We start from the raw sequence: 14,337 nt of genomic DNA on the forward strand, positions 1-14,337 counted from the left end.
GCCCTCTCTCCTTTGCCAAGTGTTATCCATTTAAGTTAAACCTCTCCCTCCTTACTTCAAATACAATACTCTATATGTGATGTAGTATGTGAGAAGTCCAATTATCGGTAGTGCAGCAATAGTAAAAACAGAATATGGCAAAGGGTTATCCAAATATGGAATGACTAACGCAAAAAATGCTAGCACTATGAATGTGGCTATAATGATTACGGAGAATGCTGCTTTAGCCGATTTGGCTGTAATTTCAGCTTCTCTTTCATCGTTATTTAGGTTCATTTCGGGAATAACTATTTCCCTCATAAGAATTCTCCCATTATTCCGTTTCTTCGAAAGATAGTTAGTGTACCAGGAATTTATCAAGGCTAAAATGACAAAAATTAAACCATACATACTAGTATTAATCTCATTTTCCTTATAATATTCGAAACTAATCTCATCATTTAAAAACATATCAGAAAGCTGAGTGTCTTTTACCTGCATAAAAGCGACCAGAGCGAATGAAATAATAAGTAATATACGTAAAACAATGGATATGGACAAGTTTCTCATTATATAACCCCTTTCTTTTTACAAGCATTAAAATACATAAATATACTAAAACAATTAGGACTTGTTCTCCTCTTTGTAGAAAATTTGTTCGATTGGTTCTTTAAATACCTCTGCAATATTCATAGCAAGCAGTAACGAAGGGGTATAACTTCCTTTTTCTAAAGAAACAATGGTTTGTCTAGTTACGCCAGTCTTTTCCGCCAGGTCTCCTTGCGTCAAATTAAATCTGGCCCTTAATTCCTTAACCCGATTTTTTAACAAATGGCTCCCCCTCCTAACATTTAAAATTATTGTATAGTTGATTTGTCATTTTGTATAGTTTATTTTACTTTATGTTTAATTAACTTTACTTTTTTTATTTCTCCATATGTATGGTATAGTTGCACATCGCTATATGATTACCGCTAGCAAACAAATAAAAAAAGACACCAAGATTTTTCTCGATGCCTTTCGTTGGTACTATATTCTACCTGTTTAATGAACTATTTACTTGCGGATCTTCGTCAATGCTTCTGTATTCCAATAAATCTCCTGGCTGACATTCTAACGCCTTGCAAATAGCTTCTAATGTGGATAATCGCACTGCTTTTGCTTTCCCATTTTTCAATATGGAAAGGTTGGCCATTGTGATTCCAACTCTTTCTGAAAGTTCCGTTACACTCATTTTTCGTTTTGCGAGCATCACGTCAATATTGATAATAATTGCCATATTATTCACCTCAGATTTAGACTATTAAATCATTTTCTTCTTTTATATCTATCGCTTCTTTCAAAAGCCTTTGAAGGACAGCAGCAAAAACGGCAATTACTAAGGATGCAAAAACAGGTACCATCCCGACTATTACTAAACCTGGTGCATCATCCACCTCTGCCATGATAAAAACAAATGGTAAAGCTACAGCATATAAGCTACTTATAATAATCGCATAGGTTTTAATTTTCTTTAGGGCTCTAACAGAAAAGTCCGAAAAAGCTAAGTTTTTATCAATGTAATTTAATAGTTTAAAAGATTGGTACAAAGCAAGGTAAAAAGGGATTGCGGAAATATATATTACTGTTAAAAGTCCGTATACCACATACGCTAATTCCGATCCTTTTTCTATTGCCTCCTTGGCTTCCCTAGCTATTTGGGGCAATAAAAAAATACACATTGCGAGAACGGGGATTCCCATAAGAATAACAGCTAACTTTAGAAAAATTGTTGATCCTCGTTTCATAAAAGTACCTCCTACATTTAATATACATTCATAATAGCATTAATTTATCGTTTATCAATATATAATTATTAAAATACGTTATAAAATTATTGCAAAATAGATTTTTAGTAATTAAATTCACTAAGCTACTTATTATTTATTAAAAGTAAATGTAAAAAGTATAGTTTTGCCTGTTAAAGCCCATTCTATAAAGTAAGTTTAGAAATGGAAGGAGCCTTGTTTCAACATGAAATTTCCACTACCTTTCAGTAAAAGTAAGCACAACAAGGAGAAAACACCCGTAGAAACAGCTGCTCCGCGAAAAGATATAGGTATGATGACACCGCTGAAGATGGATTTTGTTCAATTGATCAAAGATGCAACTCAGGATCCTTCTGATTTAATCGTGAAAGACATTCCACCTAATATTACTCTCATATATATAGACAATTTAGTAAATGATCAAGTGTTAAACGATCATGTTATCTCCAATCTCCAAAAAAAATCAGTTGATACGCCAGATGCTATAAAGGCTGCACTTTCCATACCAGAGATAAATGCATCCACTCGTTTGGACGTGATCGTAAAATCAATTGTTACTGGTTCAGTGCTTATCCATATGGAAGGGCACACTCAAGTAATAATGGCTAATATTCCGAAACTGGAATCTCGTAGTTTGTCTACACCTGAAAACGAATCACAAGTAATTGGTGCTCAGGTCGGGTTCAATGAAAGTCTATCTACTAACATTTCCTTGATACGTCGCTATATTGTGAGTCCAGATCTTTGTAATGAAAAGTTCATAGTAGGAAGAAGGACAAATATTTCCGTTGCTCTTCTGTATATTAATGGGATTGCAAATGAACAGATGGTTAACACGTTGCGCCAAAGAATTACTGATCTCGATGTTGATTCACTACTCGATAGTGCCGTTTTATCAGAAATGATTGACGACAATTCTATGTCAGCTTTCCCACAAATGCTTCTGACGGAAAGACCAGACCGGTTTTGTGATGGTCTATTAAACGGCAAATTAGGTATAGTGGTGGACGGTAGTTCCATGGCAATTGTGTGCCCACAATCATTTATAGAATTTTTTCAAAGTCAAGAAGACCAAAACCTTAGATGGCAAATTGCTACATTTTCACGGCTTTTAAGATTTACGGCTATTCTTTTATCAGTATTTTTGACACCTATATATGTAGGGGCATTAACTTTTCATTATGAAGTAATTCCACAGGCTTTTTTGGTTCCTCTTAGTGAATCGAGAGCATTGGTTCCTTTTCCACCTGTATTCGAGGCGTTGTTACTTGAATTTATTATTGAATTGCTTAGAGAGGCTGGAGCGAGATTACCAACGAAAATTGGACAAACTATTGGTATTGTTGGTGGTATTGTAATTGGAACAGCAGCTGTTCAAGCAGGAATCACAAGTAATATTTTACTCATATTTGTTGCTTTAAGCGCTTTGGCTTCTTTTACTACTCCAAGTTATATGATGGGTAATGTTATTAGGCTAATACGATTTCCTATTATTATACTTGCTGGCTTTTGGGGTTTTTATGGAATTATGCTAGCATTTTGTTTTATCCTCATACATCTTCTGCGCCAAACTAGTCTAGGTGCGCCTTACCTATCGCCATTTTATCCTCCTAGGCTGAAAGGATTGGCAAATAGTATTATCCGATTACCTTACCCCTTAACGTCTAAGAGGCCTGAGGTAGCAAGACCCGTTGATAAAGAAAAATATAAACCTGAACCTATTAAACCTGAAAACAGCTGAACTGAAGGTGAACAGAATGAATAATACAATTCAACTTAGCCCAAAAGATATGATAAATGCTTATTTGCTGTTTTTTGTCATTCACAGTGCTCAAATTGGCGTTGGTGTACATGGTTTTCAACGTATTGTGTATCAAGATGCCAAACATGATGCATGGATTTCGGTTCTCCTTGCAGGATTTGCCACACATATAGTTGCTTTTTGTATGATTAAGACTTTAGAAGTTTATGGCTCTAATGACCTCTATGGAATCCAGCAAGATGTTTATGGAAAATGGATTGGGAATTTTTTGAATGCCATTTATATATTGTATTGTTTTGTAGCGTTTTTTTCTGTATTGAGAAATTATATTGAAGTAATTCAAGCATGGATATTTCCTGGAATTAGTACATGGTTTCTTTCGATTACCCTACTATTAATAATAATATATGCATTTACTGGTGGACTGCGTGTGATGGTTGGTATCTCTTTTTTTAGTGTCATACTCGCTGTCTGGATTATTCCAATGTTAGTGTTTCCCCTGAAATTCTCAACGTTTGATAGTTTATTTCCTATTTTGGAATCAAATATAAGCTCCTTACTTAAAGGAGCACATTCCATGACCTTTACCATTATAGGGTTCGAAATATTAAACATAGTTTATCCTTTCATTAAAGATAAGAAAAAAACGAGCAAATATACGCACTTAGCATTGTTGTCTACCACATTTATTTATCTTTCCGTTATGTTGGTTTCAATTACGTACTACACGGAAGGCAAGCTCCTTAAAACTGTCTGGGCAACATTAACATTGTTTAGTTTTATCAGTTTTCCTTTTATGGAGCGATTTGAGTTTGTAGCGGTTTGTTTCTGGATGTTAATCATTTTGCCAAATCTTTGTTTATATCTATGGGCTGCATATCGCGGGATGATTCGGTTAGTAAAAGTAAGTAGCATGAAATTCGTTTGGATCTTTTCAGTCCTTGCTTTCTTTGGTACTTTGATGGTGCAAACTAGACCACAGATAAATACGATGAACACATATCTAGGTAAAGCCGCCTTTTATATCGTGTTTGTTTATCCCGTTTTGTTATACCTGATTACGATGCTAAAGAAGAAATTCACATCACAAAAGGAGCAAAACAATGAAAAACTATAGATTTTATTTCATTATCCTTTTTCTTCCCAGTCTCCTTATAGGGTGTGTGGAGACAAATATATTAGATAGAGTTGGGTTGGTAACCTTAGTTGGCTATGATGTCGGAAAAGAAGAAAGGATGGCCACTACCTCTGCTGTTCGTGAAGTGAATCCAGAATTTCAAAGTAACGTAGAAGTGGTCACAACGGAGAATTCAACTAGCAAGGGCAATCGAGTAAAAACCAATCGAAAATTATCTAAAAAAGTAGTAGTAGGTCAAATGAGAGTTGTCTTATTTGGAGAAGAGTTAGCAAAGGACGATATTCATCGCTATATTGATGCACACCTGGAAAATCCAACTGTCAGTAATAGTCTTTATATGGCTGTAACGGAGGGTGAAGTGGCACCTTTGTTGGAATATGAATATCAAAACATCGACGATATAGGACAACATATTTTTAGGTTATTGGAACAAAACATTGAACAAGAAAATATGATTTCCTCTACTCTCCATGAAGTGGGCCGAGATCTTTATTCGGAAGGAGAAGATATATTTATGCCTATCATAAAAAAAGAGGAAGAATTAGTGGAATTATCGGGAATTGCTATTTTTAAGAACGGCAAAATGGTAAGTTCATTACGACCAGAAGATACTTTTTATGTGAAACTAATTGGAGGTAAATATAAATCTGGAACATTTGAAACTATTTTGACAAAGGAGGAAATTCCAAATGATTTGATGAAAAACAAACCTGATGAAATTCCTATAGCATTCGATGCTCTTACTTCTGAGAAAGAGCTGAAATTAATTAACAAAAATACGCCAGAATTTGATTTGAATATCACAATAAAAACGAGACTAACAGAAATTTATCCTGATGTAAATATTGGAGATCCCAAAACTGTCAAGAAACTCGAAGAAGCGATTAGTAAAAACCTGTCAAGAGAGATATCTAGGGTTATTGCATACTGTCAGAGTGTGGAATCAGACATTTTTGCTTTCGGAGATAAGTATCGAAGCTCGGTAAGAAACTCTAAACTAACAAAGGAAAAATGGCATGAATTATACAAAAATATGAAAGTAAATGTTAAAGTAGACCTTACCATACTAAGAAGTGGCGTTTTTGAATGAGTGAGGACTTAAAAACTTCATCTTAGTCAATCTTATAAATTAGTATTCCGATTTGTTTGCTGACCTGTCATAACAGACAAGAAATGATAAAAGAATTTTTCGTAATCTATATCAATTGCTATACGATGAGTCTTTTCCCCATTATTGTTTGAATACGGCCGAGTATCAGCAATACTTTGACCTCTTGAAGGCCCACCCAGGTCATCTACAATAATAACTGGATAAGATCCAAACATGAAAGTCTCTGGATAGATCGTTGCTATTAGGGTGAGAGCATCATGGACCGGGCTCCCTTGTAGGGACGGGTCCCTTTCTTGATAGAAGCGTGTATAGTATTCCATTAATGGTTTGAAAATTTTAGTTTGCCCGAATTGTTCTATATAATCTACCATCTCAGGTGTGACAATTGCCTGCTGTGTGGCGTTTAATGGAATAATCGTTACATTATTTGCGTACGTCAGCACAATATTCACAGCAACAGGGTCTCCGTGAAAATTAGCTTCTGCAACAGTTGTGACATTTCCCGGAATCCAAAAAGCCCCACCCATAATATAAAATTCTTTCACATTTGTCATAAGGTCTCTGTAGAGTATGAACATCGTGGCAAGTGAAGTAAGTCGACCAATATTCACAATTATTAACTCATCCTTATAATTTTCAATTATTTGTACTATTTCAAGGAAGTTTTCGATAATTACAGTTTGTTCATCATCCGGAATGATTGGACCGAGTCCATGTTCTCCATGTATTTCTGGATAGAAAGTGGGCTCTTCCCCTGTTAACGGTACCTCCGCCCCGCGGATAACTGGAATTCCCCTTGGAAAATCAAATAATTTCATTAAATAATATATATTCGATACAGCATCTTCTCTAGACACATTGCCGTAATCTGCTACGATGCCTACAATTTCTATATCTTTGTTTAAACTTGCATAGATTAATGCAACCGTATCGTCGATGCCAATATCACCGAATAGAAGTACTTTTTTACTCAGGTATGGCCCTCCTTTGTTTTTCTTATTTAAGTACCTTATGTTATGGCTAATGGTACAAATGAGTCCCTATTATTTACCAATATTTATGGAAGCTAAAAGCAAGGGCTAACCTGTTCTTTTCAAATGAGTAACAAATGAAATGGGATACTAAAATTTGTAAACAATAAAAAAACCACTTAGATGCAATCACTTCTAAGTGGAAGAATAGACCAGTTCCCTTCAAGGGGGATGGCCCTTTTTTCGTATCCAATTCCAAGCTGCTATTTAACACCGACACCGACCATATTACTTCTACGCTCAAGTAATACGACATCGCGCCAGATTCCATTTAATCTTCCAATTTGTTTTCTCGTACCTACTTCTTCAAAACCAAACTTTTTATGTAAATTAAGGCTAGCAATGTTTTCAGGGAAGATCATGGCTTGGATTGTCCAAATTTGCTTTTGCTCACTAGAATCAATTATATGTTGAAGCAATTTACTACCCACCCCCATTCCAGCTGCAGTTGAAGCAATATATATACTTACTTCTACAACTCCTGAAAATGCACACATCGTAGAAATAGAGGTAAATGCTACCCACCCCACTACTGCACCATTCTGTTTGGCAACAAATCGGCAATTCGTTAGGTGATCATCATTCCATTCATCCCATGATGGTGCTTCTGTTCTAAATGTGGCATTCGCAGTTCTAATCCCTTCTACAAATATCTCTCTGACCGAATTCCAATCAGCGAAGGACATTTCAGTTATCACTATATCTTGGTTCATTTGTATTCCCCATTCTCCTATAAATAAAAGCACTTCCAAGATGGATTATACACCGTTGGAAATGCTTTTAAAAGAACCCGATTATACAATTTGAATACTTAGTAATAAGCCCAAATAAGCCGCTATGACGACGAATAGACTCATGATAAAGGAAAATATGGCCGGCATCTTTTTAACGAATGAGAATAGGCTCATTACAAGAAAAAGGACCGCTATACATAGTAGGAGTACTCCGTCTATACTAAATACCAATTGAACAGCTATGTCCGAAAATACAACTTCATCATGAAAGAGTATAAATAACGAAGAAAAACCTTCATTACTTATTGTTTCGTACATATTATGTGGTGGTGATTGTTGACTCATAGCCCCCGTTGCTGCAAAAATTAGGAGAAGTATGAAGAATTCTATTCTTGCCCAAGGACGAGGATCGAAATTCTCCTTTTTAAGTAATCGTTTTTTCATGAGAATACCATTTATAAAAGCATACGCAATTAGTGGAATAATAAATAGATGCTTAATCAGTAGGCTTTGTCCATAAGAAACCATCCAAGTATCAGGATATGCCTCTAATGGTGTAGAGAAGCTCATCAACGATAAACCAGTTATTATTATAATACCAAAACAGTACAACGCCAAGATATGAAACCACTTTAAAAAGGAAAGCCAGTTCTTCGTATTTTTGGAAAACCAAGCTACTATAAGTAATATCCCTATCCAAATGACAACAGATGCAAAGTGAAGGAAATGCGTGATGAATCCTTTTAAGCTTTCAATAGAGTTTGCATGACTTGACCAGCTTACACCCAAGATAAGTAGAAAAACGAGTATTATCCCTATAATTGAATAGTAAGGTGCTTTCTTTTCGTGAAAGAATTGGATATACACTCCTAAAAACACCGTTATAACGAACATGAATAACCAAGATTTCCCTACCTCGAAGGTCAATAAAATGGACTGTAAAGATTGAAATAATCCATAGTCTTCGGATAAGTAGATGACTAAGCTAATAAGCGGGACAAAAGAAAAGATAGCTATACCTAATACAGCAAATAGTTTTACCTTTCTAGAAACAACAATAGTAGGTATTAAATCATCTGGGAATAAAGCAAGAATATAGCTCCCCATTAATAAAGCGAAGCACACATATAGAAGGGCCTCGCTTATAGTGGTTAAAACAAACATCATTTTTTATTTCTCCGAGTCATCCACCAAGCAGCTAGTGCAACGATAATGATTAAGACAATAATAATTCCTACTGTTGAAATAGAGCTTTTCTCTTCTTGTTCTGTTTCAACTGTCATATCTATTTCTTCCGTATTAGATTCTACTGGTTCTACTTCATCAAGGGGTTCAGTTGTTTGTTCAACTGCTTCAACCTCTTCAGGAGCATCTAAAACAAAATCAATAACCCCCTCTATCGGGTGACCATCTGCTCCAATTATTTTCCAATTGATATGGTAAGCTCCGTTTACCAAGCTTTCCGTAACATTCCCAGTTAGTAAATGGTCATTTACAGTAATGTCTTCTACTTCTATTTCTTCATCAGAGGAATTCGTTAGTGTAAAGGAGCTAGTTTCTTCAATTTTTGTTAAAAATGAAAGTGTAATGTCATTTAATTTTTCTGTAACAGTACTCCCTTGTGCCGGAGTAGAGCTTTCTAAGCCAGTGTGTGCTAGCGCGTTATTACTAAACAAAAGTACACAAGCAATTGTCATCCATAATATTTTTTTCATAATAAGCCTCCAAAATTTTGTGCATAAATATTAATGCCACTATACTTATACCATAAAGCCATGAAGAATGTGTGAAGTTTGTATTTTTCGTAATTTTGAGATATTCTATATGTGTCAAATATAATATATAGGAGAGATTTTAATGGCAAAATCCACTGCAAGACGTAAAAGAGACCACCTAATACGTAATATAGGCAAAGATGTATCATTAGCTAGAAATGAGGTTAACTTTAGTACCCATGTCCGAATGACTAAATCAAAAAAAGAAAAATTACAGCAACAATATACAAAATATAAAAAGCATTTCACAGAAGGTATAACACCTAATGGAAATGCTTTTTATTATGACTATTTTTAGTTTGAAAAGTAACGCGTATTAGTTCTCTTCTTTTGGTTGCTTCCAAACGCGAACTAAATCGCCATCTTTTTCTGTATCAATTACAAACGAACCATTCGAATATCTATCGGATGGACGGTATGCATTTACTAGTATCGTTTCCTGACCTTTTTCTGTTTCTATAATCAGTTGGTCATTTTTTTCCACTAATAGTACGTCGAATACACGATGAGGATTCGTTTTTAACTCTCTTAATGTAAGTATTCCTCGCTTAGCTCTTACGCCAGCTTCGATTTCATTTAAAGCCATCTTTTTAATGGCACCTCTAGTGGTGATTAACAAGATATCTTCTTTGTTTTGTGTAGAAATCGGGTTGACGCTAACAACATAATCTTCGTCTTTTAGATTAATTGCTTTAACTCCACCAGTTTTCACACCAGTGATGGGCACTTCGTCTAGAGAGAAGCGAACAGAATAACTAGCATACGTCGTGATTAACACATCGTCAGAAGGAGCAACGAGTTCTGCCATGATTAGTTCATCATTTTTCTTTAAGTTGATCGTCTTGATCGGTCTTGCGTATCGTTGTACAACATAATCGGAAAGTAATGAACGTTTAATTTGTCCATCTTTCGTGGCTGTTAAAACGCTCAAATCCAGGTCGAATGACTCGATTCCCATTACTTTGATAATTCTTTCCTGTGAATCCAGTGGTACAATACTCGAAATATGCTGGCCTAGATCTTTCCAACGTATATCCGGTAATTCATGTACTGGTTGGTAAATATAATTCCCTTTAGAAGTAAATATTAGTAGATGGTTTTGCATATTGATAGGCGCTTTATACAGTAAATAATCCGAATCCTTAATCGCAAAATCCTGCCCATTGGAGGCTGTGTAGGAACGTGTACTTGTCCGTTTAATATAGCCGTCCTTCGTTACAGTTACATATACTTCCTCGCTAGGAATAAGAACATCTAACGTTACCTTTATCTCTTCAATCTCATCTTCTAATACTGATTTGCGGGGCTCTGCAAATTGTTTTCTCACTGCTAAAAGTTCTTTTTTAATCACTTTTAATAGTGCAGTTTCCTTTGCCAAAATATTCTCTAACTCTTTTACTAATTTATTGAGTGTTTCTTCTTCATTTTGAAGCTCCGTAATATCTGTATTAGTTAAACGATATAGTTGCAAAGAAACAATTGCTTCTGCTTGTGCTTCTGAAAATTCAAACAAAGAAATTAAATTGTTTTTCGCATCCCTTTTATCTTTTGAAGCTCTGATTGCTTTGATCACTTCATCAAGAATAGAGAGAGCTTTCATAAGGCCCGCTACTATATGTAATCGATCTTGTGCTTTTTTCAAATCAAAAATCGTTCTTCGAGTGACAACTTCCTTCTGATGGCCAATGTACGAATCTAAAAGTAATGGAAGAGTCATCATCGTCGGTCTACGATTATGAATAGCAATCATATTGAAATTATAAGCCACTTGTAGATCCGTGTTTTTTAATAAATATTGTAGAATACCATGTGCATCTACTTCTTTTTTCATTTCAATGACAATACGTAGACCTGTACGGTCAGATTCGTCTCGAACTTCTGCAATTCCTTCAAGACGTCGATCATGTCTTTGTTCATCAATTTTCTTGACTAGATTTGCTTTGTTCACTTCAAAAGGAATCTCGGTTATGACAATTTGTTGCTTTCCACCTTTTATCGTTTCAATTTCCGTCTTGGAACGAATGATAATTTTTCCTTTTCCGGTTTCATACGCTTTTTTTATACCTTCTACACCTTGAATAATCCCTCCAGTCGGGAAATCAGGACCTTTGATAACGGTCATTAACTCGTCCACAGTGGCAGCTGGATTTTCCATTCTCATCAGTACGGCATCTAGTGCTTCATGGAGTGCATGAGGTGGGATATCAGTGGCATAGCCTGCTGAAATACCTGTAGATCCATTGACGATTAAATTTGGAAATCTAGCTGGTAATACTACTGGCTCTGAATCTGAATCATCAAAGTTTGGAATATAGTCTACTGTGTTTTTATTGATATCGCGTAGAAGTTCATGGGAAATAGCAGAAAGTCGGGCTTCTGTATAACGCATTGCAGCTGGCGGATCTCCGTCCACCGAACCGTTGTTACCATGCATTTCAACGGTCATATGGCGCAGCTTCCAATCTTGACTCATACGCACCATTGCCTCATAAACGGAACTATCACCATGCGGATGATAGTTACCAATTACATTACCAACAGTTTTAGCTGATTTTCTGAATGGTTTATCGTTTGTATTGCCTTCTTGGAACATGGCAAATAGGATACGGCGTTGAACTGGTTTAAGACCATCTCTAGCATCAGGTAGTGCACGATCTTGGATGATGTATTTGCTATAACGACCAAACCGATCACCGATCACCTCTTCTAATGGCAAATTTTGATAACGTTCGGTTTGTGTCATGCTAAGTCATCCTCCGTGTGTAATCTGTCGTTTTCTAATATATTTGAGTCATCTTCCAAGCCGAAGTTTACGTTGGCTTCTATCCATTTACGACGTGGTTCTACTTTGTCTCCCATAAGTGTGGTCACATGTCTTTCTGCACGGGCACCATCTTCTATAGTCACTCGAATAAGTGTTCTAGTTTCAGGATTCATCGTAGTGTCCCATAATTGGTCAGCATTCATTTCCCCAAGACCTTTATAGCGTTGGAGTATGTACCCTTTTCCAATTCGTCCGGAAGCAGCTTCTAATTCCTTTTCTGTCCATGCATATTCAGAAACTTCTTTTTTTCCTACACCTTTATAAATTTTATAAAGCGGAGGTAAAGCGATATATATATTACCATTTTCAATTAAAGGTTTCATATAGCGATAGAAGAATGTTAATAATAGTACTTGAATATGTGCACCGTCCGTATCAGCATCTGTCATGATAACGATTTTGTCGTATGCAATATCCGCAATTTGGAATTCTGCTCCTACCCCACCACCAATAGCATGAATAATCGTTGCAATTTCAACATTTTTCATAATATCCGCGAGGTTTGCTTTTTCTGTATTAATAACTTTACCACGTAGTGGAAGGATTGCTTGGAACGTGCGATCTCTACCTTGTTTAGCAGATCCTCCTGCTGAATCTCCTTCGACTAAATATAGTTCATTTCTCGCAGCATTTCTCGATTGAGCTGGTGTTAACTTCCCAGATAACAATTCAGATGGTTTGCGTTTTTTCCCGTTACGAGCATCTTCACGAGCTTTTCTCGCGGCTTCACGAGCTTGCTGCGCACGAAGTGCTTTTCTTATTAGAGAAGAAGCTAACTCTGAGTTTTCTTCTAAAGTATATTGCAATTTCTCAGAAATAACCGAATCTACAGCGCTTCTAGCCTCGCTTGTACCCAGTTTTCCTTTCGTTTGTCCTTCGAATTGTAATATATTCTCTGGAATTCGAATAGAAATAATGGCAGATATACCTTCTCTAATATCGGATCCTTCTAAGTTTTTGGCTTTTTCTTTTAAAAGATTGGTTTTACGAGCATATTCGTTAAAGACACGTGTTAAAGCGGCTTTAGCTCCGGTTTCATGCGTACCACCATCACGTGTACGAACGTTATTTACGAAAGACAGAATCGTTTCCGAATATCCGTCGTTAAACTGAAAAGCAAATTCAACTTCAATTTCATCTTGTATGCCTTCCATGTAAAACACAGGGTGCAAGACGTCTTTTTCCTCATTAAGATAAGAAACGAATGCTTCTATACCTGTTTCATAGAAGAATATGTCGTGTGCTTCTGTCCGCTCATCTTTTAATTCAATTTTTAATCCTTTTAACAGAAAGGCAGATTCTCTCAATCTCTCACATAAAGTTTCGTAATTGTATTTAACTACGGAGAAGATAGATTCATCCGGTAAAAAACGAACAGAAGTCCCGGTTTCTTTTGTTGTTCCAATTTGTGTTAACGATTGAACAACTTTTCCGCCATCTTCAAATCTCTGGTGGAATTTTTTGCCGTCGCGATGAATTTCCACATCCACATAGCTAGATAGCGCATTTACAACAGATGCACCTACACCATGAAGACCACCACTTGTTTTATAACCACCTTGTCCAAATTTACCACCAGCATGTAAAACAGTAAAAATAACTTCGGCAGTTGGTATTCCTGTTTTATGTGTACCAGTAGGCATCCCCCGACCAAAATCACGGACAGTAATACTTTGGTCCGCATGAATAGTCACGAGGATATGATTACCAAAACCGGCAAGGCTTTCATCTACTGCATTATCTACGATTTCATATACTAAATGATGCAAACCTCTTGCATCTGTTGAACCAATATACATACCCGGTCTTTTACGAACGGCTTCTAAGCCTTCTAAGACCTGAATATCATCATCACTATAACTATTTACTGCTCCAACTTTACTCAAATACTTTCCCTCCAAAACAAAACATCTGTTCTTTACTCTTCCTTTAGCCTACAAATGGAACCTCATTATGTCAATTTTTTTCAGTAGTTAATGCCAGAATTTAATTGTAAGGAAAGATGTATTAGATTGCAAACTCCTTTTTAAAGCATTCTAGATATTGTTACTGTATTCCTTCTTGACTTAAAGAAATGGAGAATAAAAAACTGGAGTTAGCACAACGGCTACTCCATTTGCTCCTCTTTTGACAAAGTGAAACTTCCATTGATTATAACCTAATAATACTAGTAAA

At 36.0% G+C, this 14,337-nt stretch carries 14 protein-coding genes; 4 read left to right on the plus strand and 10 right to left on the minus strand.

Going from position 1 to position 14,337, the window contains the following annotated elements; all coding sequences use genetic code 11:
- Positions 1 to 51 precede the first annotated feature (51 nt).
- From MKX53_RS08835 to MKX53_RS08850, 4 genes are all read right to left on the minus strand, one after another.
- Complete coding sequence (locus MKX53_RS08835) at positions 52 to 549, minus strand: hypothetical protein (RefSeq protein WP_340910694.1); 498 nt, start codon at positions 547 to 549, stop codon at positions 52 to 54.
- Positions 550 to 603: 54 nt separating this feature from the next.
- Entirely contained in the window at positions 604 to 810 is a 207-nt protein-coding gene (locus MKX53_RS08840) for a helix-turn-helix transcriptional regulator (RefSeq protein WP_093534220.1), read from the minus strand.
- Positions 811 to 1,015: 205 nt separating this feature from the next.
- Complete coding sequence (locus MKX53_RS08845; RefSeq protein WP_340910697.1) at positions 1,016 to 1,258, minus strand: helix-turn-helix domain-containing protein; 243 nt, start codon at positions 1,256 to 1,258, stop codon at positions 1,016 to 1,018.
- Between the two features lie 16 nt (positions 1,259 to 1,274).
- Positions 1,275 to 1,766 carry a DUF2975 domain-containing protein gene (locus MKX53_RS08850; RefSeq protein WP_340910699.1) on the minus strand — a complete coding sequence of 164 codons (492 nt, stop codon included), beginning with the start codon at positions 1,764 to 1,766 and terminating at the stop codon, positions 1,275 to 1,277.
- A gap of 226 nt (positions 1,767 to 1,992) precedes the next feature.
- Between MKX53_RS08850 and MKX53_RS08855 the strand changes: the two genes are divergently transcribed.
- The 3 genes from MKX53_RS08855 to MKX53_RS08865 are packed head-to-tail and all read left to right on the plus strand — an operon-like array spanning position 1,993 to position 5,777.
- On the plus strand, positions 1,993 to 3,528 hold the full coding sequence (locus MKX53_RS08855; RefSeq protein ID WP_340910701.1) for a spore germination protein: 1,536 nt from the start codon (positions 1,993 to 1,995) through the stop codon (positions 3,526 to 3,528).
- 16 nt (positions 3,529 to 3,544) lie between these two features.
- A complete protein-coding gene (locus MKX53_RS08860; RefSeq protein ID WP_340910703.1) occupies positions 3,545 to 4,666 on the plus strand; it encodes a GerAB/ArcD/ProY family transporter in 1,122 nt (373 codons plus the stop codon).
- Entirely contained in the window at positions 4,653 to 5,777 is a 1,125-nt protein-coding gene (locus tag MKX53_RS08865; protein WP_340910708.1) for a Ger(x)C family spore germination protein, read from the plus strand. The genes MKX53_RS08860 and MKX53_RS08865 overlap by 14 nt, the downstream gene beginning before the upstream one ends.
- 32 nt (positions 5,778 to 5,809) lie before the next feature.
- Here the strand turns inward: MKX53_RS08865 and MKX53_RS08870 are convergent, their stop codons facing one another.
- The 4 genes from MKX53_RS08870 to MKX53_RS08885 form a co-directional block, all read right to left on the minus strand.
- The gene (locus MKX53_RS08870; protein WP_340913300.1) at positions 5,810 to 6,772 is read right to left on the minus strand and encodes a nucleoside hydrolase; all 963 of its coding nucleotides are present in this window, start codon (positions 6,770 to 6,772) and stop codon (positions 5,810 to 5,812) included.
- A 260-nt stretch (positions 6,773 to 7,032) separates the two neighbouring features.
- Entirely contained in the window at positions 7,033 to 7,542 is a 510-nt protein-coding gene (locus tag MKX53_RS08875; protein ID WP_340910710.1) for a GNAT family N-acetyltransferase, read from the minus strand.
- A gap of 81 nt (positions 7,543 to 7,623) precedes the next feature.
- Complete coding sequence (locus MKX53_RS08880) at positions 7,624 to 8,730, minus strand: copper resistance D family protein (RefSeq protein WP_340910713.1); 1,107 nt, start codon at positions 8,728 to 8,730, stop codon at positions 7,624 to 7,626.
- Positions 8,727 to 9,278 carry a copper resistance CopC family protein gene (locus MKX53_RS08885; RefSeq protein WP_340910716.1) on the minus strand — a complete coding sequence of 184 codons (552 nt, stop codon included), beginning with the start codon at positions 9,276 to 9,278 and terminating at the stop codon, positions 8,727 to 8,729. The genes MKX53_RS08880 and MKX53_RS08885 overlap by 4 nt, the downstream gene beginning before the upstream one ends.
- Positions 9,279 to 9,420: 142 nt before the next feature.
- On the opposite strand from MKX53_RS08885, the gene MKX53_RS08890 reads away from it, so the two are divergent.
- Entirely contained in the window at positions 9,421 to 9,636 is a 216-nt protein-coding gene (locus tag MKX53_RS08890; RefSeq protein WP_340762298.1) for a hypothetical protein, read from the plus strand.
- A gap of 18 nt (positions 9,637 to 9,654) precedes the next feature.
- Here MKX53_RS08890 and parC read toward each other — a convergent pair whose 3' ends face one another.
- Both parC and parE read right to left on the minus strand, forming a co-directional pair.
- A complete protein-coding gene (gene parC, locus MKX53_RS08895; protein ID WP_340910718.1) occupies positions 9,655 to 12,081 on the minus strand; it encodes a DNA topoisomerase IV subunit A in 2,427 nt (808 codons plus the stop codon).
- Positions 12,078 to 14,048 (minus strand): DNA topoisomerase IV subunit B, encoded by a 1,971-nt coding sequence (gene parE / locus MKX53_RS08900; protein ID WP_340910720.1) that lies wholly within the window; start codon positions 14,046 to 14,048, stop codon positions 12,078 to 12,080. The genes parC and parE overlap by 4 nt, the downstream gene beginning before the upstream one ends.
- Between the last annotated feature and the right edge of the window lie 289 nt (positions 14,049 to 14,337).

Origin of the sequence: Psychrobacillus sp. FSL K6-4615, from assembly GCF_038008225.1 — a bacterium.
Classification (GTDB): Bacteria; Bacillota; Bacilli; order Bacillales_A; family Planococcaceae; genus Psychrobacillus; species Psychrobacillus psychrotolerans.

What these genes read in the sequence shown, in the direction of transcription:
- MKX53_RS08835 (WP_340910694.1), bottom strand. Translation starts at nt 549, where the DNA reads ATGAGAAACTTGTCCATATCCATTGTTTTACGTATATTACTTATTATT.
- MKX53_RS08845 (WP_340910697.1), bottom strand. Translation starts at nt 1,258, where the DNA reads ATGGCAATTATTATCAATATTGACGTGATGCTCGCAAAACGAAAAATG.
- MKX53_RS08850 (WP_340910699.1), bottom strand. Translation starts at nt 1,766, where the DNA reads ATGAAACGAGGATCAACAATTTTTCTAAAGTTAGCTGTTATTCTTATG.
- MKX53_RS08855 (WP_340910701.1), top strand. Translation starts at nt 1,993, where the DNA reads ATGAAATTTCCACTACCTTTCAGTAAAAGTAAGCACAACAAGGAGAAA.
- MKX53_RS08860 (WP_340910703.1), top strand. Translation starts at nt 3,545, where the DNA reads ATGAATAATACAATTCAACTTAGCCCAAAAGATATGATAAATGCTTAT.
- MKX53_RS08865 (WP_340910708.1), top strand. Translation starts at nt 4,653, where the DNA reads ATGAAAAACTATAGATTTTATTTCATTATCCTTTTTCTTCCCAGTCTC.
- MKX53_RS08875 (WP_340910710.1), bottom strand. Translation starts at nt 7,542, where the DNA reads ATGAACCAAGATATAGTGATAACTGAAATGTCCTTCGCTGATTGGAAT.
- MKX53_RS08880 (WP_340910713.1), bottom strand. Translation starts at nt 8,730, where the DNA reads ATGATGTTTGTTTTAACCACTATAAGCGAGGCCCTTCTATATGTGTGC.
- MKX53_RS08885 (WP_340910716.1), bottom strand. Translation starts at nt 9,278, where the DNA reads ATGAAAAAAATATTATGGATGACAATTGCTTGTGTACTTTTGTTTAGT.
- MKX53_RS08890 (WP_340762298.1), top strand. Translation starts at nt 9,421, where the DNA reads ATGGCAAAATCCACTGCAAGACGTAAAAGAGACCACCTAATACGTAAT.
- parC (WP_340910718.1), bottom strand. Translation starts at nt 12,081, where the DNA reads ATGACACAAACCGAACGTTATCAAAATTTGCCATTAGAAGAGGTGATC.